21 protein-coding genes and 1 tRNA gene are annotated in these 22,660 nt (G+C 65.7%); 11 read left to right on the plus strand and 11 right to left on the minus strand.

The window, feature by feature from the left end:
- Positions 1-123 precede the first annotated feature (123 nt).
- The 3 genes from K940_RS0111695 to K940_RS0111705 all read left to right on the plus strand — a co-directional run bounded on the left by K940_RS0111695 (position 124) and on the right by K940_RS0111705 (position 2,772).
- Positions 124-1,629 (plus strand): amino acid permease, encoded by a 1,506-nt coding sequence (locus tag K940_RS0111695; RefSeq protein WP_051407100.1) that lies wholly within the window; start codon positions 124-126, stop codon positions 1,627-1,629.
- A gap of 47 nt (positions 1,630-1,676) precedes the next feature.
- Entirely contained in the window at positions 1,677-2,594 is a 918-nt protein-coding gene (locus K940_RS0111700; protein WP_028477711.1) for a ribonuclease Z, read from the plus strand.
- Positions 2,595-2,698: 104 nt separating this feature from the next.
- Positions 2,699-2,772 (plus strand) — tRNA-Leu (locus tag K940_RS0111705).
- A gap of 89 nt (positions 2,773-2,861) precedes the next feature.
- Here K940_RS0111705 and K940_RS0111710 read toward each other — a convergent pair.
- The 3 genes from K940_RS0111710 to K940_RS0111725 form a co-directional block, all read right to left on the minus strand.
- The gene (locus K940_RS0111710; RefSeq protein WP_028477712.1) at positions 2,862-3,536 is read right to left on the minus strand and encodes a bifunctional 2-polyprenyl-6-hydroxyphenol methylase/3-demethylubiquinol 3-O-methyltransferase UbiG; all 675 of its coding nucleotides are present in this window, start codon (positions 3,534-3,536) and stop codon (positions 2,862-2,864) included.
- Positions 3,537-3,822: 286 nt separating this feature from the next.
- A complete protein-coding gene (locus K940_RS0111720) occupies positions 3,823-4,626 on the minus strand; it encodes an SDR family oxidoreductase (RefSeq protein WP_028477713.1) in 804 nt (267 codons plus the stop codon).
- 174 nt (positions 4,627-4,800) lie between these two features.
- A complete protein-coding gene (locus K940_RS0111725) occupies positions 4,801-5,367 on the minus strand; it encodes a hypothetical protein (protein WP_028477714.1) in 567 nt (188 codons plus the stop codon).
- 266 nt (positions 5,368-5,633) lie between these two features.
- Here K940_RS0111725 and K940_RS0111735 point away from each other — a divergent pair, with 266 nt between their 5' ends.
- Positions 5,634-6,782, plus strand: a complete 1,149-nt coding sequence (locus K940_RS0111735; protein WP_028477715.1) for a class I SAM-dependent methyltransferase — start codon at positions 5,634-5,636, stop codon at positions 6,780-6,782.
- A 164-nt stretch (positions 6,783-6,946) separates the two neighbouring features.
- The gene (locus tag K940_RS0111745; protein WP_028477716.1) at positions 6,947-7,792 is read left to right on the plus strand and encodes a Bax inhibitor-1/YccA family protein; all 846 of its coding nucleotides are present in this window, start codon (positions 6,947-6,949) and stop codon (positions 7,790-7,792) included.
- A 90-nt stretch (positions 7,793-7,882) separates the two neighbouring features.
- Here K940_RS0111745 and K940_RS0111750 read toward each other — a convergent pair whose 3' ends face one another.
- Both K940_RS0111750 and K940_RS0111755 read right to left on the minus strand, forming a co-directional pair.
- Positions 7,883-9,103 carry an acetyl-CoA C-acetyltransferase gene (locus tag K940_RS0111750; RefSeq protein ID WP_028477717.1) on the minus strand — a complete coding sequence of 407 codons (1,221 nt, stop codon included), beginning with the start codon at positions 9,101-9,103 and terminating at the stop codon, positions 7,883-7,885.
- Positions 9,104-9,268: 165 nt separating this feature from the next.
- Positions 9,269-9,730, minus strand: a complete 462-nt coding sequence (locus tag K940_RS0111755) for a hypothetical protein (protein WP_028477718.1) — start codon at positions 9,728-9,730, stop codon at positions 9,269-9,271.
- Positions 9,731-9,830: 100 nt separating this feature from the next.
- On the opposite strand from K940_RS0111755, the gene K940_RS0111760 reads away from it, so the two are divergent.
- Together K940_RS0111760 and K940_RS27900 are read left to right on the plus strand one after the other, a co-directional pair.
- The gene (locus K940_RS0111760) at positions 9,831-11,216 is read left to right on the plus strand and encodes a cystathionine beta-synthase (protein WP_028477719.1); all 1,386 of its coding nucleotides are present in this window, start codon (positions 9,831-9,833) and stop codon (positions 11,214-11,216) included.
- A 162-nt stretch (positions 11,217-11,378) separates the two neighbouring features.
- The gene (locus K940_RS27900; protein ID WP_051407101.1) at positions 11,379-12,014 is read left to right on the plus strand and encodes a hypothetical protein; all 636 of its coding nucleotides are present in this window, start codon (positions 11,379-11,381) and stop codon (positions 12,012-12,014) included.
- A 26-nt stretch (positions 12,015-12,040) separates the two neighbouring features.
- Here K940_RS27900 and K940_RS0111770 read toward each other — a convergent pair whose 3' ends face one another.
- A complete protein-coding gene (locus tag K940_RS0111770; RefSeq protein WP_028477720.1) occupies positions 12,041-13,216 on the minus strand; it encodes an acyl-CoA dehydrogenase family protein in 1,176 nt (391 codons plus the stop codon).
- A 156-nt stretch (positions 13,217-13,372) separates the two neighbouring features.
- Here K940_RS0111770 and K940_RS0111775 point away from each other — a divergent pair, with 156 nt between their 5' ends.
- Complete coding sequence (locus tag K940_RS0111775; RefSeq protein ID WP_028477721.1) at positions 13,373-14,515, plus strand: cystathionine gamma-synthase; 1,143 nt, start codon at positions 13,373-13,375, stop codon at positions 14,513-14,515.
- 97 nt (positions 14,516-14,612) lie between these two features.
- Here the strand turns inward: K940_RS0111775 and greA are convergent, their stop codons facing one another.
- A complete protein-coding gene (gene greA, locus K940_RS0111780; protein ID WP_028477722.1) occupies positions 14,613-15,107 on the minus strand; it encodes a transcription elongation factor GreA in 495 nt (164 codons plus the stop codon).
- Between the two features lie 328 nt (positions 15,108-15,435).
- Positions 15,436-15,903 (minus strand): DUF4307 domain-containing protein, encoded by a 468-nt coding sequence (locus K940_RS0111785; RefSeq protein ID WP_028477723.1) that lies wholly within the window; start codon positions 15,901-15,903, stop codon positions 15,436-15,438.
- A gap of 120 nt (positions 15,904-16,023) precedes the next feature.
- Here K940_RS0111785 and mca point away from each other — a divergent pair, with 120 nt between their 5' ends.
- The 3 genes from mca to K940_RS0111800 all read left to right on the plus strand — a co-directional run bounded on the left by mca (position 16,024) and on the right by K940_RS0111800 (position 18,625).
- Positions 16,024-16,890: a mycothiol conjugate amidase Mca gene (gene mca / locus K940_RS0111790; protein WP_028477724.1), complete on the plus strand. Its 867-nt coding sequence runs from the start codon at positions 16,024-16,026 to the stop codon at positions 16,888-16,890.
- Positions 16,887-17,156 carry a hypothetical protein gene (locus tag K940_RS27905; protein ID WP_036528305.1) on the plus strand — a complete coding sequence of 90 codons (270 nt, stop codon included), beginning with the start codon at positions 16,887-16,889 and terminating at the stop codon, positions 17,154-17,156. Before mca ends, K940_RS27905 begins: the two co-directional genes overlap by 4 nt.
- 158 nt (positions 17,157-17,314) lie before the next feature.
- A complete protein-coding gene (locus K940_RS0111800; RefSeq protein WP_028477725.1) occupies positions 17,315-18,625 on the plus strand; it encodes an FAD-binding oxidoreductase in 1,311 nt (436 codons plus the stop codon).
- A gap of 227 nt (positions 18,626-18,852) precedes the next feature.
- Here K940_RS0111800 and K940_RS0111805 read toward each other — a convergent pair whose 3' ends face one another.
- From K940_RS0111805 to K940_RS0111815, 3 genes are read right to left on the minus strand one after another with little or no spacing between them, the layout of a single operon-like run.
- On the minus strand, positions 18,853-19,644 hold the full coding sequence (locus tag K940_RS0111805) for a hypothetical protein (protein WP_028477726.1): 792 nt from the start codon (positions 19,642-19,644) through the stop codon (positions 18,853-18,855).
- Positions 19,641-22,148, minus strand: coding sequence for a WXG100 family type VII secretion target (locus K940_RS0111810; protein ID WP_028477727.1), 2,508 nt, complete (start codon positions 22,146-22,148; stop codon positions 19,641-19,643). The genes K940_RS0111805 and K940_RS0111810 overlap by 4 nt, the downstream gene beginning before the upstream one ends.
- Positions 22,145-22,462 carry a hypothetical protein gene (locus tag K940_RS0111815; RefSeq protein ID WP_028477728.1) on the minus strand — a complete coding sequence of 106 codons (318 nt, stop codon included), beginning with the start codon at positions 22,460-22,462 and terminating at the stop codon, positions 22,145-22,147. The genes K940_RS0111810 and K940_RS0111815 overlap by 4 nt, the downstream gene beginning before the upstream one ends.
- Positions 22,463-22,660: the final 198 nt, after the last annotated feature.

Genomic DNA, 22,660 nt, shown 5'->3' on the forward strand with positions numbered 1-22,660 from the left:
CCGACGGGTAACGGGGGTGATCGTCGTCGCGCGTGCGCTACAGACAGGTGATCTGCAGCGCTGGTGCCTCGGTGCGTCGCCGGGTGGGGGAGGACGCATATCGGCACTGGTGAAGGAGTACGCATGACGGATCCCCGGTCACGCACCAAAACATTGGGCGTCGCCCCATTTCGCTGGGGCGACTTGGTGCGCACGAAGACCGTGGAACAGTCGATCCGCGATACCGACGAACCGGACACCAAGCTGCGCAAGGACCTGACCGCCTGGGACCTGACCATCTTCGGTGTCGCCGTGGTGGTCGGGGCTGGCATCTTCACCCTCACTGCGCGGACGGCGGGCGATGTCGCTGGTCCTTCCGTCTCACTTGCTTTCGTTTTCGCCGCGATCGCCTGCGGGCTGACCGCGCTGTGCTACGCCGAGTTCGCCTCGACCGTTCCGGTGGCCGGTAGCGCCTACACCTACGCCTACGCCACCTTCGGCGAGTTCGCCGCGTGGATCATCGGCTGGGACCTGGTTCTGGAGCTCGGCCTCGCGGTCGCGGTGGTGGCAAAGGGGTGGTCGCTGTACCTCGGCCAAGTGCCCGGCATCGACTCGCCGGTCGTACAGATCGGCTCGGTCACCTTCGACTGGGGAGCGGTTCTACTCATCGCGGTACTCGGCGTGCTGCTCGCGAGGGGCACCAAGGTGTCCTCGCGGGTGTCGGCAGTGGCGGTGGCCATCAAGCTGGGCATCATCGTGCTGGTGATCGTGGTGGGGCTCACCTATTTCAAGCCTGCGAACCTTTCGCCCTACATCCCGCCGTCGGAGGCCGGTGAGCGGGGCGAGGGTTTGAGCCAGTCGTTGTTCTCCGTTCTGACCGGCGCCGGGAACAGCACGTTCGGTGCGTACGGTCTGCTGGCTGCGGCCAGCCTGGTGTTCTTCGCCTTCATCGGTTTCGACATCGTCGCCACCGCCGCCGAGGAGACCAAGAATCCGCAACGGGCGGTGCCGCGCGGCATCTTCGGTTCACTGCTCATCGTCACCGTTTTGTATGTTGCGGTCACGCTCGTACTCACCGGCATGGTGCCCTACCAGGAGTTGTCCGGCGGCGAGGCCACCCTGGCGACAGCGTTCGCGATCCATGGCGCGACCTGGGTGAAGACCATCATTGCGATCGGCGCCCTCGCTGGGCTGACCACGGTGGTGATGGTGGTGTACCTCGGTCAGACCCGGGTGTTGTTCGCGATGGCCCGTGACGGCTTGGTGCCGCGCAGCCTCGCGCGCACGGGCAAGAACGGCACCCCGGTGCGTGGCACTGTGCTCGTGGGCGTGGCGAGCGCGCTGTTGGCGGGGTTCGTCGACTTGGGTTCGTTGGAGAGCATGGTCAATATCGGGACATTGTTCGCATTCGTGCTGGTCTCGGTCGGTGTGTTGGCCCTGCGCCGCAAGCGCCCCGACCTGCCGCGCGGCTTCCGCGTCCCGTTGGTTCCGTGGGTTCCGATTCTCGCGGTGCTGGCGTGCCTGTGGTTGATGCTGAACTTGTCGGTGGAGACCTGGTTGCGGTTCCTGGTGTGGATGGCCTTGGGCGTCGTGTTCTATTTCAGCTACTCACGGCGCAACTCTCAGCTCCGGAAAGCCCCGGTCGCTTGACCAGGCCCTATTGCGGTGCAGCGCGCATCGACCGATAGCCTGACGCGGTGTCGTCGCGTGAGTTGATCGTTCTGGGGACCGCTGGTCAGGTTCCGACGAAACAGCGAAACCACAATGGCTACGTGCTCCGATGGGACGACGAAGCGATCCTGTTCGACCCCGGGGAGGGGACTCAGCGGCAGATGACCCATGCCGGCGTCGCCGCCTCGGGGCTCACCAGGATCGCCATCACGCATTTCCATGGCGACCACAGCCTCGGGCTGGCTGGGGTGGTGCAGCGCATCAATACCGACCGGGTGCCGCATCCGGTCGATGTGTGGTTCCCGGCATCGGGCGCGGTGTACTACGACCGGTTGGTCGACGCGACCTCGTACTTTCACTGCGCCGAGTTGCGGGCGCATCCGGTTGTCGGCCCCGGCGCCGTGGCGCTGCCCGGGGCGTCTTTCGAGGTGACTGCCGTCCCGCTCTCGCATCCGATCGACGCCTTCGGCTACCGGCTGCGCGAGCCGTCGGGTCGTCGCCTCCTGGCGGATCGGCTGCACGCAGTCGGGCTGCGCGGCCCGACCATCGGTGAACTGCAACGGCGCGGAAGGGTCGAGCTCGCCGGCCGAACGATCACCCTGGACGAGGTGAGCGAGCCGCGCCGCGGGCAGAGCTTCGCATTCGTGATGGACACCCGTCTGTGTCCCGGCGTGCACGAACTCGCCGCCGATGTCGACATGCTGGTCATCGAGGCCACGTATCTGGATGCCGAGGAACACCTCGCCGCAGCATACGGCCACCTCACCGCCGGCCAGGCCGCCCGCGTGGCCGCACGAGCAGGTGTCCGCGTTCTGGTGCTCACTCATTTCTCCCAGCGGTACCGCAGCCTCGAGGAGCATGCGACCGAGGCGGCAAAGTACTTCTCCGGCGAGATCCATATCGCCACCGACCTCGCCCGTATCCCGATGCCGCCTCGCCGGTGACCTGCTCGCCACCGCCGGCTCCACGAGCCGCGATCGACGATTCGACACCGCAGAGAGTGTCTGAATTCCGGTACAGCCGTACGAGTCGCTAGGCTGTTCCGGGCGCCCCCATAGCCCAATTGGCAGAGGCAGCGGACTTAAAATCCGCCCAGTGTCGGTTCGAGTCCGACTGGGGGCACAACATACCCCCAGGTAGATCCGCGAAGATGCAGTGTTTCCGAGCCAGCGGATGCCCATCTGCGGGCTATAAGGAGCGAGTTCTCGGCGCTAGCTGTTCGAGCCGGACGGCCGATCGTGGACAGGCTTGTCGTACACCAGCGAATAGCGCCAGAACAGGCGACGGCGGATCCGCGCACCAGGTAGGTGCTCGGCCACGGCAGCGCGAATCTCCTGTAGCGTCTCGCCTGGATCGGCTGTTGGAGCGGTCATTTCGTCGGGCAGGCGGTCCGCGGACCGGGGATGTTTTATCAGCCCTATGAGCAGATTCATCGGCACGACCATCGCGGCGATGGCATGGTCGATTCCGCCGTCACTGCGGTAGCAGCCGATCACCACCATCCGGCCGCCGGGCAGCAAGGACGAGCGTAGCTCCTGCAAGGTGGCGGCCAGTGGCAGATGATGCAGGCTGGCGACCAGGGTGATCGCCGCCCAGCGGCGCGCGGGATCGCGCTGTTCGTAGCCGATCTTCTCGATGGTCACGGCGTGGTCGGCGGCGAAACGTGCCATCGCGAGGCGCGCGGTGGCCGGGTCGGGCTCGAACCCGGTCACCGATCGGCCGGAGCCCCTCAGTCGTTCGATCAGATTGCCAGTGCCGCAACCGATGTCGAGGACACTGGGCGCCCCGCTCTCCGCGACTTGATCGACAACCCAGCTTCCGTAGAAGTCGTTGTGACTCCATGGATGCCTTCTATTGAATCGTTCGATCCAAGCCAGCAAGGTCACGCGCACACTATAGGGCGCAACGTTCTTGCGCCCCAGCGCTACCTTGCTCGACCTGTCACCGCGCCTCGCCGGTCGCCGCTATGGTCTGGGCGTGTGATACAGGCTGTAGTGGAAGTGTTGGCGGTTCAGGTCCAGTCGACTACGGCTGGCTGGGGACAGTCTGTTCTTTCTTGTTGTTCACTGTGAATTCGGTCTGCAGCGACCTTTTGGTTCTATCCAGGTCACCGGTGAACTCGCGCAGAGGCTGCTCGAGCATCTTGCGACCGCGATGATTCCGACGGATACCTCACCGAGACATGCCGTAGGCCCGGGCAATCAGGCGCTCCACGATGGTGCGCGGCAGCAGCCGCCGCACGGCGAACATCACTGGCGCGTTGCTGCCGACGGCGTAGAGCGGGCGCGGGCGATCGGCTTCGATCGCGTCGACAATGCAGGAGGCGACGGTATCGGGCGCAATGCCTTTCGCCTGTTTCGCGTCGAGTTCGGTCATGAACGTGCTGAAGTCGGCAGCGTGGCAGGAACCCTCGGCGATGTATTTCGTGCGTCGCTCCCGAAGGCCGGAGTCGACCTGGCCGGGCTCGACAGTGGTGAGCCATACGCCGAACGGTGATTCCTCGAACCGTGCGGCGGTCGCGAAACCGCGCAGCGCCGCCTTGCTCGCGACATACGACGAGCGGTAGGGCATCGGGAAGCTCGCCAGCATCGACCCGACCATCACCACACGTCCGTATCCGCGTTCGCGCATTCCGGGCACTACCGCCTTGGTCAGGGTGATCGGACCGAGCACGTTCAGTCGAAACAGCCGCTCGACCGCATCGCCGGGCAGTTCGGCCAGCGGGCCGGCCTGGCTTTCACCGGCATTGTTGACCAGGACATCGACCGGCCCGAGCTCGGCGAGGAATGTGTCGATCGATACCGCGTCGGTCAGATCGAGCGCGCGATACTCGATCCCCGTCACCGTGGCGTCGGGGCCGATGCTGTCGGGTTTGCGACTGGTTCCGATCACTCGATACCCCCGGCCGGCGAGCGCGGCGGCGGTGGCCTTCCCGATTCCGGACGAGGCACCTGTGACGACGGCGACGCGGGACATGCGCAACTCCTTTCGACACGCAGACGATATCCACACTTGTGTCGAGTGCGCGACCCCTTCACCACAACCGACCGGGTCGTCCGTGGGGTGGGTGCTCGGCGTGCGATCGGATCGCGCCGGAACTGCGTAGCGCACCGCACCGCAATGGTGTGGGGCCGGGTGCTCGCGGTCGTGCTAGTTCTGTGCGATGTGCACGACGAGTCGGGTCGGATTCGACAGCGTGTCCACAGTGAAGGCGGGTCGGTCTTCCTGGGCGCCGATGAACGATTGGGTGGTGCCTTCGAAGATCGTTGTCCGATAGACGCCGGCGACACCGGGCACCGAGGGATCGATGACCGGGTCCGGTCCGGCATAGGGAGCTACACCGCTGTCGAAGGGGTAGGCCGAGCCGAGGATTCGCACCTCGAGGATCGACCGGCCGGACACGTCGATCGACATGCCGCTGCCGTCTTGTGCAGCGTGGTCGGTGTATCGGACGATCCAGCCGGGCTTTCCGACCCCGCCGAGGTAATAGACCACGCGATCGAGACCGGGCTGGTGTCCGAGCTCGATGTCGGTGACGGTGAGCGCGGCGTCGTTGGAGGCAGTGGCCTGCTTGGGCGATGCGTCTTGCGGCATGGCGGGTATGGCCGAGGACGCGGTGACCGATGCGCCCGTGGGTTCGGGTGTGGACTCGCTGTCACCGCAGCCCACGAGCAGTGTTGCCGCGACCGCGACGGTCAGCACCATCCATTTGCGCATAGACATATGCTACTGAGTCGATGGCGGCACAGGGCGCAACTGCGGATCGTCGCGATTCGCCCGTGGTCGGCCAGGGTGCACATCGCCTCCGGTGGTGCGTCCGAGACATATCGTGCCGCCTCGGACGCACCGTCGTTCTTCGGCAGTGGACGAAACAGTGTGTGCCGGTGAGCTTCACAATGGCGACGTCATGACCGGTCGGTCGCGGCGGGCTCGAATGGCGGGGTGGACGTCGGCAATCGGCAACGATCGAGCACACTTGACGTGTGGGAGATGTCGACGATGTATTGCGCCAGCTGCGGCGGCATCCGGATGTGGAGGCGCCCAACCTCTACGCCGTGGATGCCGCCGACCGGCTGATCCTCGATGTCGCGGCAGAGGCTTTGGCCACGGCGGAACCTGGCACAGTCGTCGTCATCGGCGACCACTACGGCGCACTGACTCTCGGCGCGATCGCGGGACACGATCTACGTGAGGTCCGGGTACATCAAGATCTGCTCACCGGTGAGGTGGCTCTCGCCAACAATGCCCGCGCGGTCGGCTCGTCAGACCGCTACGCGACCCATCCGCTCGGCAGTGCGGCGCTCGACGGCGCGCGAGTGGTGTTGCTGCGCCTGCCGCGCGCCCTGGCCGGCTTGGCCGAGATCGCCGACGCCGTAGCTCGTTACGCCCATCCCGATGTCGTGGTGTATGCCGGTGCGCGGGACAAGTACCTGACCAAGTCGATGAACGACGTTTTGGCGCAATCGTTTTCCGAAGTGCGTGCCAGCCGCGGCCGGCAGAAGTCGCGTGCGCTGCTGGTGTTCGGATCCAAGCCGGCGGGCGACCCGGTCTTCCCGGTGCGCGACCGGCTCGCGGACCTGGGGCTCGAGGTCGTCGCGCACGGTGCGGCATTCTCCGGCGCGCGCTTGGATATCGGCACTCGATTCCTGCTCGAGTTCTCGCCCCAGATGAAGCCGGACGCCCGCGACGCGATCGACCTCGGCTGCGGCACCGGGATTCTCGCTGTTGCACTGGCCACGCGCCGCCGGAGTATTCGGGTGGTTGCCACCGATCAGTCGGCCGCTGCGGTTGCGTCGGCTCGGGCCACCGCCGAGGCGAACGGGGTGGCCGGCCGGGTGACGGTCGTGCGCGACGACGCCATGTCCTGTGCTGCGGACAACAGCGCCGACCTGGTGCTGTGCAATCCGCCGTTCCATGTCGGCGCGGCAGTGCACACCGGATCGGCGATCAAGATGTTCGCCGCGGCCGGACGGGTACTGCGCCCCGGCGGAGAGCTGTGGACGGTGTACAACTCCCATCTCGGTTATCGAGCACTGGTCGAACGAATGGTCGGCCGCACCGAGGTGATGGGTCGCAACCGGAAGTTCACGGTGACCCGGTCGGTGTGCGGTCTGCGTGATCGGTGGCAGTGACGTGATCGGTAGCAGTGACGCGTCTCGCGCCACGATGGCCGGAATCGGGAACCAACGGCAGACCACCGTGCGTTGAATTAGACATAACGGTCCCCAACGCATGCTGACCATACGGTTCGGTGGCGGGTAGCATCCACGGGACTCGAAACGACAGGAGGCGTGCTTTGCGTACCACGAGCAACCCGGTTTTCAGGAACCTGCCCAGGCAGGAGGGCGGTGGCTACGCCAACTTCGGATCCGGCGCCGCCGCCCCAGGGCAGTTCGGCAACCAGTACGGGGAACACCCGGAATACCAACCATACCGGACAGCGCCCACCACCCGGGCGATGACCATCGACGATGTGGTGACCAAGACCGGCATCACCCTCGGGGTGCTCTCTCTGTCCGCGATCATCTCCTACGGCCTCACCAACGCCAACACCTCCCTCGCCCCGTTGTTCGTGATCGGCGGCGGCCTGATCGGCCTGGTGCTGGTGTTGGTCGCGACCTTCGGGCGCAAGATGGACAACCCGGTGCTGGTGTTGTCCTACGCGGCTGCCGAGGGCGTGTTCCTGGGCGCTTTGTCGTTCATGTTCACCAGTGTCGAGTTCGGCGGGGTCGGCGGCAGCGGGCTGATCGGTCAAGCGGTACTCGGTACGTTCGGCGTCTTCGCAGGCATGTTGGTCGTCTACAAGACCGGCGCGATTCGCGTGACACCGCGGTTCACCAGGATCATTGTCGGCGCCATGATCGGCGTCGTGGTACTGATGCTGGGCAACCTGGTGGCCGGCCTGTTCACCTCCGGTGGGTTCGGCCTGCGTGACGGCGGTCCGCTGGCGATCATCTTCAGCCTGGTGGTCATCGCCATCGCCGCGTTCAGCTTCCTGCTCGATTTCGATGCTGCCGATCAGCTGATTCGGGCGCAGGCTCCCGAGCGGGCGGCATGGGGTGTCGCGCTGGGTCTCACCATCACCCTGGTCTGGCTGTACATCGAGATCTTGCGGTTGTTGAGCTACTTGCAAAACGACTGAGCAGCTATGTGCACACCGACCGAGCTATAGCCGACCGGTCGCACAACGCGGGGCGGTCGCCGGATTCTCCGGCGACCGCCCCGGCGCGTCTCAGCTCAGGCGTTCGATGACCATCGCCATACCTTGGCCGCCGCCGACGCACATGGTCTCCAGACCGAACTGCTTGTCGTGGGTCTGCAGATTGTTCAGCAGCGTGGTGGTGATCCGGGCGCCGGTCATACCGAAGGGATGACCCAGGGCGATCGCGCCGCCGGAGACGTTCAGCTTGTCTTCGTCGATCTTCAGCTCACGCGCCGATCCGAGCACCTGCACCGCGAACGCTTCGTTGATCTCGACCAAGTCGATGTCGTCGATGGTCTTGCCCGCCCGCGCCAGCGCCCGCGTGGAGGCCTCGATCGGCCCGAGGCCCATGATTTCCGGCGACAGCGCGGACACACCCGTGGACACGATGCGCGCCAAGGGGGTCAGGCCCAGTTCTTTGGCCTTGGTGTCGCTCATCACGACCAGCGCCGCCGCACCATCGTTGAGCGGGCAGCAGTTGCCGGCGGTGATGGTACCGTCCGGGCGGAACACCGGCTTGAGCTCGGACACCGCCTCGTAGGTGACCCCGCTGCGCGGGCCGTCGTCCGCGCTGACCACGGTACCGTCCGGCAGGGTCACCGGGGTGATCTCGCGCTCGAAGAAGCCGTTCGCGATCGCCTCTTCGGCGCGGTTCTGCGACCGAACGCCCCAACGATCCTGTTCCTCCCGGGTGATACCGGTGAAGGTGGCGACGTTCTCGGCGGTCTGTCCCATCGCGATATAGGCATCGGGGAGCGCGCCGTCCTGGCGGGGATCGTGCCAGGCGCCCGCGCCGCCTTGCGCGGTCTTCACAGTGCGTTCCTGCGCCGTGGCGAACAGCGGATTCTGCGTATCGGGCCAGCTGTCGGCCGAACCGTTCACGTAGCGCGAGACCGTTTCCACGCCGGCGGAGATGAACACGTCGCCCTCTCCTGCTTTGATCGCATGAAACGCCATGCGGGTGGACTGCAGCGACGAAGCGCAATACCGGTGCACGGTGGTGCCGGGCAGGGAGTCGTAGCCCAGCTGCACCGCGACGATGCGGGCGATGTTGAATCCCTGCTCGCCGCCGGGCGAACCGCAGCCCAGAATCAGGTCGTCGACCTGGGCCGGGTCCAATGCGGGCACTTTGTCCAGCGCTGCCCGCACAATCTGCGCGGTCAAATCATCGGGCCGGACGTCGACCAGCGAGCCCTTGCGGGCCCGGCCGATCGGGGAGCGTGCGGTCGAGACGATGACGGCCTCGGGCATGAGGACTCCTTTGTCGAGAAGATCGTGACCGACCCGCGTGTTATCGCGGGCCTGTCTCGAATCTACGTCGCATCGAGGGGTTGACGGAGCCCGGGTTGTCCCGAAACACGACTCGTGTGACCGTGCGGGGACAGCAGTCGACTCTGGACACGGTGCGGGTCGCTGTCAGCTCGGTACGACGAAGGAGCCGCGAGCGGGGACGCTCGGTGCGTCGGTGCTCACGGTGACCTCGACCAACCCGGGTCCGGTGTCCTGGAACAAGGCGTATTGGATGCTGCCGTAGATGCCGGTGACCACGGTGTTGTCGTAGCGGCCGGTTGCTCCGGTGGCGACGTTGCGCCAGGCGACCGTCGTGCGTACCTCGCACAGCGGAGCCAAGGGGTATTCGCCGGGTCCGACACCGACAACGGGCAGAGCGCGGACATTGAGGATCGCCCGGCCCGGCCATTCGGGACTGGTGTCGGCCCAGGTGCGGATGCTGGTCCCACACAAGCCCCCGTGTGCCATGGTGGGCACCTGTGGGAATTCGGTGGACGCCGCATTCGCGTGCACACCGGATCCGACCGCTAGAGCTACCGCCGATCCGACCAGAATCGTTGCGGCGCGGGCAGTATTCGGCTGCGTCATGGCAGCGATCTTAAACGGAGTCGGGACGGTTTGCCGGCATCCGCGCCCGGTTGTGCCTGGCGCGCGAACCGATGGTTGGCGCGTCTGCAACGATGGGGCCATGCACATCGCGGATCATGTCGTGGATCTCATCGGCAACACGCCGCTGGTCCGGTTGAATTCGGTCGTCGGCCCGCAGGAAGGACTGGTCGCAGCCAAGATCGAGTATCTCAACCCCGGTGGCAGCGCCAAGGACCGGATCGCGGTGAAGATGATCGACGCCGCCGAGAAGTCCGGGCAGCTGCGCCCCGGTGGCACCATCGTCGAGCCCACCTCCGGCAATACCGGCGTCGGCTTGGCGTTGGTTGCTCAGCAGCGCGGGTACCGGTGTGTGTTCGTGTGTCCGGACAAAGTGAGCGAGGACAAGCGCAACGTATTGCGCGCCTACGGCGCCGAGGTCGTGGTCTGCCCGACGGCGGTGCCGCCGGAGCACCCGGACAGTTACTACAGCGTCTCCGACCGCTTGGTCCACGAGATCGAGGGCGCGTGGAAGCCCGACCAGTACTCCAACCCCGCCGGCCCGGACAGTCACTACGAGACCACGGGCCCGGAGATCTGGCGCGATACCGACGGCAGGATCACCCATTTCGTCGCCGGCGTCGGAACCGGCGGAACCATCACCGGCACCGGCCGGTATCTCAAAGAGGTTTCTGGCGGGACGGTGCAGATCATCGGCGCGGACCCGGAGGGTTCGGTGTATTCCGGCGGCACGGGGCGTCCGTATCTGGTCGAAGGCGTCGGTGAAGACTTCTGGCCGTCGGCCTACGACCCCGCCGTTCCGGACGAGATCATCGCGGTGTCGGATGCGGACTCGTTCAATATGACGCGCCGGCTGGCTCGGGAAGAAGGTCTGTTGGTCGGCGGCTCGTGCGGCATGGCGGTGGTCGCGGCCATCGAGGTGGCGCGGCGTGATCCGGACGCGGTGGTCGTGGTGCTACTGCCCGACGGCGGACGCGGCTATCTGTCGAAGATCTTCAACGATCAGTGGATGAGCTCGTACGGATTCCTGCGCGAACGGTTGGATGGCGCGGCGGAACCGCTGGTCGGTGATGTGTTGCGGGGCAAGTCCGGCGAGTTGCCCGATCTGGTGCACACCCATCCGCAGGAGACGCTGCGCGACGCGATCGAAATCTTGCGCGAATACGGCGTGTCCCAGATGCCCGTGGTCGGTGCGGAGCCGCCGGTGATGGCAGGCGAGGTCGCCGGCAGCGTGTCCGAGCGCGACCTGTTGTCGGCGGTCTTCGAAGGCCGGGCGCAGTTGACGGATTCGGTGGCCCAGCACATGAGTGCCTCCCTTCCGCTGATCGGTTCGGGTGAACCGCTTTCGGCTGCGACGAAAGTGCTCTCGGATTCGGATGCGCTCATGGTCGTCGAGGACGGCAAGCCGGTCGGTGTGATCACTCGCCACGATCTGCTCGGTTTCCTCGGTACGGGCAGCATGCGGTAGTCCGTGGGCCGTCGGCGCGTCTCGACGAGGCGCGCCCGACACGGGGGCGATATCGGGCGATTTATCCGCAAATCGTAGGTCCGGGGGAGGTTGCGCAGGTATAACCGGGCGGAACGCAGTTGTGAACAGCCATCTCTGTCTTCGGATAGCGAAGGGACTGCTATGCGCACCTCCGGTTCGGCTGTTGCTGTGCACCACGGGTCGGTGGACGTGGCGAGTTCACTCGCCGCGTTCGTGCCCAAGCTTGCCGGTTTCCTGCTGATCCTGCTCATCGGCTGGCTGGCGGCGAAGGCAATGGCCACGACCACCGGCGCCGTGCTGCGGCGAGTCGGCTTCGATCGACGCCTCGCACGAGGCGAGTTGCAGTGGCTGCTGTCTCGCAGTCGATACGCCGCATCCGACCTGCTGGCGAAACTGATGTACGCCACGACGGTGCTGGTCGCGCTCCATCTGGGAGTCGGCGTCTTCGGCCCCAATCCGGTCAGCGACACGATCACCGGCATCGTCGACCGCTTGCCCGAACCGTTCGCGGCGATCCTGCTCGTGGTGGTCGCCGCCATGGTCGCGCACGCGGCGCGCGATGCGGTCGGCAGCATGCTCGGTCGCGTGGCGGAGGAGATGGCCGCGGTGCGTACCGAGATCTGCCCCGACCAGCCGGGTACGTGGGAGCGAATGTGGCTGGATCAGCAGGCCGCGCGCGGCAAGCCCCGCGCGCACCCGGACACGCTGCCGGTCGAGGGGGGCTGTGCAGATGCCGGCGCGCGTCCGAACCTGCCCGACCGCAGCGGCCGCCGCTAGGTCGACAACCGTGCTGCGCTCAGGCGTCAGCGAAAGGCGTTCGCATCGGTCAGGGCGCGGCCCAGTACCAGCTGGTGCACCTCTGCGGTGCCTTCGTAGGTGAGCACCGACTCCAAGTTGTTGGCATGGCGCATGACCGGATAGTCCAGGGTGATGCCATTGGCCCCCAGAATGGTGCGGCACTGGCGGGCGATGGCGATGGCCTCGCGAGTGCTGTTCAACTTGCCCGCACTCACCTGTTCGGGAGTGATCTCGCCGCGGTCTTTCAACCGTCCGAGGTGCAGCGCGAGCAGCTGCCCTTTGCCGAACTCCACCGCCATGTCGGCCAGTTTGGCCTGGGTGAGCTGGTAGGCGGCCAGTGGCTTGGCGAACACCTCCCGGGTCGTGGCGTAGTCGATGGTGCTCGCCAGGCAATCGCGGGCCGCGCCCAGTGCACCGAAGACGATGCCGAAGCGCGCTTCGGACAAGCAGGCGAGCGGCGAGGACAGTCCCCGCGACTGTGGCAGGACCGCGTCGGCGGGTAGCCGGACGCCGTCGAAGGTCAGTTCGGCGGTGATCGACGCCCGCAGCGATAGTTTGCGATTCATTTGCTGAGTGGTGAATCCCGGGGTGTCCGAGGGAACGAGAAAGCCGCGGATCACCCGCTTGCCGCTTTCTTCGGTCTGCGCCCACACCACTGCGACGTCGGCCACCGACCCATTGGTGATCCACATCTTCGAGCCGGTCAGCACCCAGTCGGTTCCGTCGCGCTTCGCGATGGTGCGCATCCCGCCGGGATTGGAGCCGAAATCGGATTCGGTCAATCCGAAGCAACCGATCATGCGGCCGGCGGCGAGTTCGGGCAGCCACTGCTGTTTCTGCTGTTCGGAGCCGAACATGTGGATCGCGGTCATGGCCAGCGACCCCTGCACCGAGATCATGCTGCGGATCCCGGAGTCGACTGCTTCCAGCTCCTGGCAGGCCAGGCCGTAGGTGGTTGCCGACATTCCGGCGCAGCCGTAGCCGTCCAGATGCATGCCGAGCAGGCCCAGGGCGCCCAGCTCGGGGGCGATGTCGCGAGCCGGGAACGTGCCCGCCTCGAACCAGTCCGCGACGTGCGGGCGCAGCCGCTGGGTGGCGAAAGCCGCGACGGTGTCGCGGATCTCACGCTCGTCGGCGGAGAGCAACGCATCGGTGGCGAACAGTTCGTCGAGGGTGACCATGGAATCAGCCTAATCGGCGGCGCCTCCGGTCCGAGCAGTAGTGACACCGACCCGATCGGAACGTTTCGGTGGAGATCATGCGGAGAACGCGCCCTCGCGCAGCTCATGGCGACCACCGGAAGGCTACCTCGAAATCTGCCCGATTAGGCTGAACGCATGAGCGAGCTGGGATTCTCCACACGGGCCGTGCATGCCGGGTTCGATCCTGATCCACACACCGGCGCGGTGAATGTGCCCATCTACGCCAGTTCGACGTTCGCTCAGGACGGCGTGGGCGGGTTGCGCGGCGGTTTCGAGTACGCGCGCACCGGCAACCCGACCCGGGCTGCGCTGGAGGCGAACCTCGCGGCCCTGGAATCGGGCCGCCACGGTCGAGCTTTCGCCTCGGGCATGGCTGCGACCGACTGTGCGCTGCGGGCCACCCTACGGCCGGGCGACCACATCGTGATTCCCGACGACGCCTACGGGGGCACCTTCCGACTGATCGACAAGGTGTTCCGCCACTGGGGCATCGACCACTCACCCGCCGCGGTGTCCAGTGTGGACGAGATCCGCGCGGCCATTCGACCGAACACCAAGCTGGTGTGGATCGAAACCCCGACCAACCCGCTGCTGAACATCGGCGACATTCCCGCCTTGGCCGAGGTCGCCCATGCCGCGGGCGCGAAGCTCGTGGTGGACAACACCTTCGCCACCCCGTACCTGCAGCAGCCGTTGGAGCTGGGCGCCGATATCGTCGTGCACTCCACCACGAAGTATCTCGGCGGTCACTCCGATGTGATCGGTGGCGCATTGATCACCAACGATCCGGAACTCGACGCGGCATTCGCGTTCCTGCAGAACGGCGCGGGCGCGGTTCCCGGCCCGTTCGACGCCTTCCTCACCCTGCGGGGGATCAAGACGCTCGGCGTGCGCATGGATCGCCACTGCGACAATGCCGAGACCCTGGTGGAATTCCTGTCTCGACAGCCGGCGGTCTCGCAGGTGATCTACCCCGGACTGCCGGAGCATCCCGGCCGGGCCGTGGCCGAAACCCAGATGCGGCGATTCGGCGGCATGGTCTCGGTGCGCCTGCACGGCGATGTCGAGGCGGCGCGCAAGTTCTGTGCGCGAACCGAAGTGTTCACGCTGGCCGAATCCTTGGGTGGCGTCGAGTCGCTGATCGAACATCCCGCGGCGATGACCCATGCGTCCACGGAAGGATCGCGGCTGGAGGTACCTGCGGATCTGGTGCGTTTGTCGGTCGGAATCGAGGATGTCGGCGACCTGCTTGCAGACCTCGAACAGGCATTGAGTTAGATTCACGTGCATGAGAAAGCGGCCGTACCCGGATATCGGGCGCGGCCGCTTGCGTCCATGCGGGCCTCGGCCGGGCAGGGCTCGCCGGCCGAGGGGCTCAGCTGTGGTAGGGCTCGGCGCTGAGCAGAGTGACCTTCATGGTGTTGCCATTGGGCAAGGTGTATTCGCGGGTCTCGCCCACCTTGGCGTCGATCAGCGCGCCGCCGAGCGGGGAGTTCGGCGAGTAGGTTTCCAGCTTGGAGTCCCGCAGGCCCTCTTCGCGGGTGGCGATCAGAAATGTTTCGGTGTCCGTCTCATCACCGTCGTAGTAGACCTTGACGACCGACCCGGGAAGCGCGACGCCGGATTTGGTCGGCGCGACGCCGACCTTGGCGTTGTTCAACAGTTCCTGCAGTTGGCGGATGCGCGCTTCCTGCTGCCCCTGCTCCTCGCGTGCGGCGTGGTACCCACCGTTCTCCTTGAGGTCGCCTTCTTCGCGGCGTTCGTTGATTTCGGCGGCGATGACCGGACGATTGGCGATGAGCGCGTCGAGTTCGCTCTTGAGCCTGTCGTGCGACTCCGGGGTCAGCCAGGTCACTTGCGTCTCAGTCATCTCGATCACTCCCTCGTAGTTGTTCCCGGCGGGCCGGGATTCCCTGAGCACCAGTGTGTACGCACCCGGGAGCGGGCACACACCGTTCGACGGCTAGAGCGATCCTGGGAAGTTCGTCGAACCCCGACAGGCCCTGGTTGCGGGCAAGCTCGCAAGCCCCAACCGTCAGCGCTGGCCGCCAATGCAGCAAACACGGCTCCGGGCCCCGGAACCGTGTATCCAGCCATTTTAGCATGATTCGTAAAAATGCAGGTCGGAGTTGATTTCGCGGGCAAGTTTCAGGCAAATTCCCCGCGAAGGACGCATGCTGCGCGCGGAACCGGGAAACTCAGTCTGCTCGCAGGTAGCTGGGAACCTGGTCACTACACCCGTAGACGCTGCCCGCCGCCGGCCGTTCCGACGCGCGAACAGTGGTGGTCAACTCCACCGTTCCGCTGCTGGAAGGGGCAATGAGCACCTCGCGCCGGCCGACCTCGGTGGCGTCACGAGACATCGCGCGGATGAAGCAGACCACGGGGCGGGAAGGGTCGGCGCGAGTGACCTTGAAGCGAATATCGATGGTCGACTCGTCGACCAGGGTGTAGCTGAGTTGTTTGGCCTCGATGTCCTGTGGGCCGAATTTCTGAAAGCCGAGGTAGGCGATTCCGACGCCGGCGAGCACCACGAGTCCGCCGAGGACCAGGGCGATCCAGCGTCGCCGCCGCGGCGGCGTCCCGTACCGGTCGGTGAGAGCATTGCTCGACGCCGGGTCCGAGGCCCTCGTGGCGTCGGCAGCCTCCGGCGCAGGCTCGCTCATGGGATCGCTCCTAGGGGGTATGTTCGGAACAAAAATGGGTCGGATGGAACTATAGGTAACGAAGTCCCGATACCCGCGACCGAGAGCGACGGAGAACGATACGTGAGTGGCCTTCGCCTCATGGCGGTACATGCCCACCCCGATGACGAATCCAGCAAGGGCGCTGCGACCACGGCGCGCTACGCCGACGAGGGACACGAAGTCCTCGTGGTCACGCTGACCGGAGGGGAGCGGGGCAGCATCTTGAATCCGGCCATGGACACCCCCGGAGTCCTGGAACGGATCGACGACATTCGCCGCGAGGAGATGGCCGCCGCGGCGCGCGCACTGGGGGTGCGCCAGCACTGGCTCGGCTTCGTCGACTCGGGTCTGCCCGAGGGCGACCCCCTGCCGCCGCTGCCGGAGGGGTCCTTCGCGTTGGTTCCGCTGGAGGAGTCGACCGAGGCGCTGGTTCGGGTGATCCGCGAGTTCAAGCCACATGTCGTGACCACCTACGACGAGACCGGCGGGTACCCGCATCCCGATCACATCCGCTGCCATGAGGTATCGGTAGCCGCCTTCGAGGCAGCGGGCGACCCGGAGCGCTTCCCCGCCGCGGGCCAGCCGTGGACGCCGCTGAAGCTGTACTACGACCACGGATTCAGCAAGCAGCGCCTGGAAGTGTTCGCCGCGGAGTACGAGCGCATCGGTGAACCGTTCCCGCTGCAGGAGTGGGTGGAGCGCATGCGCCAATACACCGCCGCGCGCGGCGATGTCTTCGCCCGGGTCACCACGCAGATCGACTGCGGCAAGTACTTCCCGCAGCGCGATGATGCTCTGCGCGCGCATGCAACGCAAATCGACCCGAACGGCGCGTTCTTCGCCATTCCGCTGGAGATGCAGCAGCGGCTGTGGCCCACCGAGGAGTTCGAACTGGCCCGGACCCGGGTCCGCACCGAGCTGCCGGAAACCGATTTGTTCGCCGGTATCGAGGACGAACGGTCGTGACGCTGGTCCTGCTCGCGCAATCCTCCGGCACGCCCACCGGGCCGGAGTTCGGCAAGGCGTCACCACTGGGGTTCCTCATCATTCTGGTTCTGTTGGTGGGTACTTCGGTGCTGATCTGGTCGATGAACCGGCACATCAAGCGCCTGCCCGCCAATTTCGAACGCGATCACCCCGAACCGGACCAAGAGGCCGACGACGGGACCGACCACGGCATCATCCGTCGCGCCGACCAGTCCGCCGCCGCGGACCGCACCGAGTCGAGCTGACCTGCTCCGACCTGCGGTGTTCTGCTCGATGTCACCCTTGCTGACTATCTTTCGTCAATGAGGTAGTCGCGGCACGATCCACTGCCCGCCCAACGGCCGGGCTTCGGATTCGGTGTCTGCGCTCACTTCGATACGAATGCAAGAGTCAGGAGAGTGCGATGACCTTCGATGAGCTGCGTGCTGCATTGCCAGGCCGGGTGCAGCTACCCGGTGACGACGGGTTCGAGGACGCGGCCCGGCCGTGGATAACGACAGTCGATCAGCCGGTGGCTGCCGTAGCGCATGCCGCCACCGCGGACGACGTCGCGACCGTCGTGCGGTACGCAAGCCGCGCCGGAATTCCGGTGGCCACCCAGCCGACCGGACACGGCGCTTCGGGCAACACCGCGAAGGCGATTCTGCTGCGCACCGCACAGCTGGACAATGTCGAGGTCGCCCCCACCGAGCGGGTGGCGCGGGTAGGCGCCGGCGCCAATTGGCGGCGGGTGCTGGCCGCCACCAGTGAGCACGGCCTGACCGGTCTTGCGGGCTCCAGCCCAGTGGTCGGCGCGACCGGCTACACCCTGGGCGGCGGGTTGAGCTGGTTCGGCCGCAGACACGGCTGGGCCTCGGATGCGGTGCGCGCGTTCGAGATCGTCGATGCGGAGGGCACGCAACGTCGGGTCACCGCCGAGAGCGATCCGGACCTGTTCTGGGCGTTGCGTGGTGGCAGCGGTGACTTCGCGGTGGTCACCGCACTGGAATTCGATCTGTTTCCCGCGCCGGAGATCTACGGCGGCCGTATGCTGTGGCCGGCGAACCGGACTCGGGCGGCCTTCGAGCTCTTCCAGGAGGTCACCGCGACGGCGCCGGAGGAGCTGAGTGTCTGGTTCCAGCGCTTCCACTTCCCGGACGCGCCGCCCATGGTCGCCCTCGATGCGGTCTACCTGGGCGATGCGGATCGCGGCCGAGAGCTGCTCGCGCGGTTCGATGTCATCGGTGATCCGATTCTGGACAACCGCATGCTGCGCAAGCCCGTCGATGTCGGCGCCGTCGCCGACGAACCCACCGATCCGAGCCCGGGGTTCTTCCGGGCTGAACAGCTGACCGGCCTCGGCGACGCCGTGGTCGAAACTTTGATCGACGAGCCGATCGCCCCACTGCTCGACGTGCAGATCCGTCACCTCGGTGGGGCTTTGAGCGAGCCGCGCGTGGGCGGCGGTGCACGCGGCCCGATCGCGGAGCCGTATATGCTCTATCTTTTCGGGCTCGGACTGCCGCACCTGGTCGATGGGGTGCGCGCGCGGTTGGGTGCGATAGTCGACGCGCTCGGTGGCCAGATCAGTGGCCAGAAGCCGTACACGTTCCTCGCGCCGGAAGAAAACGCATCGGCCGCATTCGATTCCGCGACGCTGACCCGGCTGCGTGAGATCAAACGCGCCGTGGACCCGCACGGGATCATTCGGGCCAACTTCCCGGTGCTCGGGTAGCCGCCCGAGGCGGGAAGTGTGCGTAGAGGCGCTCGATCGGTTTCCGAAATGCTGGTTCCGCAACCGAACTCCGTGCTCCTGTTGTTGGGAGCTCGGAGTCGGCCCGGAATACTACGGCGAGGCCATCAGGTCGGGTGCCGAAGGTGCTCGACAGGGACGAGTTCGAGTGTGGATCGAGGCCAATCGGTTTCGATTCCCGGATGCTGGAGAGACCTGTTTCGGCGGTGTTATCGGGGTCGAGTGGTCCAGCCGGGGAATGCGGGCAGGGTGGGCGGCGGCTCTGTGCTGCGGATGGACTCACCGCGCAGTTCGGTTGCGGTCGGGTCGATCGTGAGTGACCACGGTTGGCAGCGGGCGCGGTTTTCCTCGAGTGTGCCGGTGGAGGGGTACTCCACTCGCCATCCGGCGAACACGTCGTAGGTCGGTGCGTGCCAGGAGCCGTTGGACGAGGCGTCCGGTGTGTTGGTCTGCGGTGTCGTGGTAGCCGTTGAGGGACGGGGATCGGGGTCGTCGCGGCTGAATTCGATGTCCGCCCCGACCGCGAGCGTGTGCGAGCGCACGTAGTCGCCGCTTTCTACCAGTCTCGCGAGGTTGTTGTACTGGATGCAGAAGAATGCCGTGAATCCCGTGGCTGTAGGGGTGATGGTTTGGATGTGCCCCCGCAGTGTTCCCTTGGTCGGCCCGCGACTGCTGTCGTGATTGTAGCGGAAACGTTGGCTTCGGTCGAGCGCTTCCTCGAAACCGGGATAAGTTCGGTCTATTCCGGCGGCAGCACCGATGAGATCGGACTCCAACGCCGCGCGGACCAGCGCGGCTTCCGAGGACAGCAGGTCGATCGGTGGATCGGCCGACCAGACCGCGGAGGCATCGCGGACCTGATCAGGCGGAATGTAGTACGCGGGCGGGGGCGCCACAGTGGTCGTCGGATCAGGCGCGGACGAGGTGGTCTGGCTGCAACCTGCCACCGACAGCACGGCAAGCATCATCGCCGCGAGCTGAGCAATCCGGTGTCGTGTCATAGGTGTGGCCAACTGTTCCCGATAGTCCCTGGGGAGTTTATAACTTGGTTCAGGCGGATTGTTTCGGAATCGTAGCTCGCGAGGTAGTCGTTGAGCCTTCTCTCGTCGACGCCCGCACCGACAAGCCGGTCTTCGATGCCTTCGAGGGCGACACTGACATCGAATCGGGAGCCGTGGTTGTCGGCCCCGAGTTCGAAGTAGGGTTTGAACCTGGTCCCGCCCTCGTTCTTCAATTCTGCCGGGAGGGAATCGAAATCGATGATTCCCTGATTGGTCAAGTGCTGAAGCATGACGTACTTGCGGTATTCCTCGGTACCGAACTTGGCGTGATCGTAGGTTCCTCCGTCGAAGGTCATCGGCGCGTACGGGCTCACGGTTTCCGGGTCGAACCCGATGGCATCGTTGACCGAGCTACGCGTCAATTCGGCGATTGCGGCCACTCCGGCCTGTGCCGGGCCGAAACCGCCCACGGCGATCTGTGCTGCGGTGTAGGCGGTGTTGAAGCGGGCCTTCCGGTCGTCGGCGGTGGTTTGGGCGTCGTCATGGCGTTCATCGAATTCCGTGTTCAAGGCTTCGCCGACGAGCCAGTGCAGCCGGTTGCCGTAGTAGATGCTGCGCCGATTGCCTTCTCCGAGGATCTCTTGCGCCGCGAACTGCTGGTCGAGGCGTTGTGATTCGCTCAGGGCAGCGCCATTGATGATGGCGGAGGCGGTGGCGTCTCCGTTGAGGACAGTCATGACACGGACCGCTTCGATAGGGCCGCCGAGGTCACCGAAACCTTCGGTGCCCGAGATGTAGTCCGGCATCTCGACCAGCTTGCCGGTATACGGTGAGAGCCCTTCGGCCATGGCTTTCACCAGTTCCGGATTGACCTGCCCGAGTGACTGATTCTCGTGACCGGGCATGTCGAGCCAGTTGGCGTGGAGGGGGTTGCCGTCGAATCCGGATTGGGTGGTGGACAGCAGCTGGGAAACCCCGAACGCGGCTTCTCCTGCATGGATATTGGCGATCGAGGGAGTTTGGCCGGGAGCGACGTGAGCATTGTCGTCGATCCAGTTGAACATGCCTTCGAGTGCCTCGCCGTCATCATCCCAGTCGTGCCGCAGGAGTGGGACCATGATCTGGTCGCGGTGGTATCCCTCGCCGAGTAGTTCGGGTGAGCCGTTTCCGGTGATCAGCGCCCATTTCGCGTCATGGTTGCGGGTACCTGCTCCGAGCAGGTTCTGGACGGCCTCGTCGCCGATTCGATCAGGCATGCCGCCTGCTTCGTAGGCTGTGCCCGAGCTGGGATCGTTGAGCCACGCCAGGTATGCAGCCTGTCGTGACAGTTCGACAGCGAACTTGTCGCCGGGCTGGTACCCCTGGTCGGCGCTGTTGAGTAGGGAGGCGAAGGCCGACATGTCGTTGTTGTAGCCGACTGTCGCGCCAGGACCGATGTAACCTTCGGGCATGTCGGGACTGTTGGCGTCCCCGCCGCCAGTACTGCTGTAGGGCCGCGTGCCGACCAACTCTTTGATTTCCGCGGGGAGATGGTCCCAGCTGCCGCGTCCTTGGACGTCACCCATCGCGTTCTTCGACACGATCTGCTCGTTCGAGACGGTCATCATCCCGGCGGCGATACTTCGTTGCAAGCCCAATGCTTCGGGGGAACCGTTGGCTTGCAGTGAAGTCGAGAGCGTGAGCAGGCCGTCCTTGCCAGCGTTCTCGTAGAAGGTGCGCAGATAGCTGAGGGTGGATTGCGGGACGGTGACTTCCTCGCCGCGGCCCATCGCCTCGAGCTGCTCTGGTGTCAGGCCGGCTTGGGCGAGGTGGTCGGTGATTCGCTGAATCTCGTCATCGGTCGCGGTACCGTCGGCGATAGCTTGGCCGTCCTCGATGCCATCCCGAGCGGTCGGTTCCTTCTGTGAATCGGCGGTGCCGGGAATCGCAGGCGCGTCTACTCCGTCACCGAAGTAGCTGCCTGCGTCGCGGATCTGCTGGGCGGCAGCACGGATGAGTCGATCGACCTCGTGCGCGGCGTTGCGCAGCGCGTTCCACGCCGTGTTGATCAGGTTCTGGTGGCCCTTGGCATTCTCCTCCGCGTTGTTGCGCTGCTCTTGGGTCTCGTCTCCGGTCCACCGGAGACTGATCTGCCAGTTGTTCTCGACGGTGACTGGGACGTCGATGCCGAGCGAGCGCGGGGCCTCGACCTCGGCGACTTTCTTCAACAGGTTGTCGCGCTCCCAGAACAGTCGGTCGGCGGCCTGCGTCAGCACCGCCGCGAGATCGTCGGTCTCGTATTTGACCTTCAGCGCCTGCCGCCGATCTTCGGTGACGCGATCGTAGGCGGCATCGTGCGCACGACCGGACCAACTAGGGCCGATATCGGCGAATTGCTGCGTCATCCGACCGATCTGGTAGTCGAACGTGCCATTGCCCTTGGTGATGGTGTCGGCCAGGCCGACCAATTGCTCCGTTTTCCACGCAGTGACGTTGGTTCGGGTGAGATCCCATTCATCGCTCACTTTCGGCCCCCTTGAATGTGGAAGTCGAAGGCGTCGAGGTCTGCGGCGAAGCCCTCGTCCGTCGCGGACAAGTCGGCAGCCGCCTGTCGAACAGCGGTCGACACGTGGCCGATCCGCTGGGAGACCCGCAGCCACGCGCCCTCGGTGTATTCGGTAGCCAGTTCGCACGCCCCGCCGAGTGGTGTTCCCGGCAATACGGCCGCGACATCCTTGGCCGCGGTACGCACGTCGATGTCATCGACCTGCTCGGCGACATCTTCCAACGTGTTGCACAGGGCGGTCAGCCCGTCGATATCGGCTCGAAGCAGCGCCACGATCCCCCCCAAGGTTCGGCATCATTGATCTGGATCACGATGATAGCCGGGTTGCGGCCACCTGCTGAACCCGCAATCGGCAGGGGGCAAGGTGTTCGGCTCGGGCGATCCCCGGACGCTGTTGTGAGCCCAGTCGTGGCCGGTGTCACTGCTTCTGTTGTGCACCGTACGCTGCTGCAGCGAATCTTCCGGACGACG

Origin of the sequence: Nocardia sp. CNY236, assembly GCF_000482385.1 — a bacterium.
Classification (GTDB): domain Bacteria; phylum Actinomycetota; class Actinomycetes; order Mycobacteriales; family Mycobacteriaceae; genus Nocardia.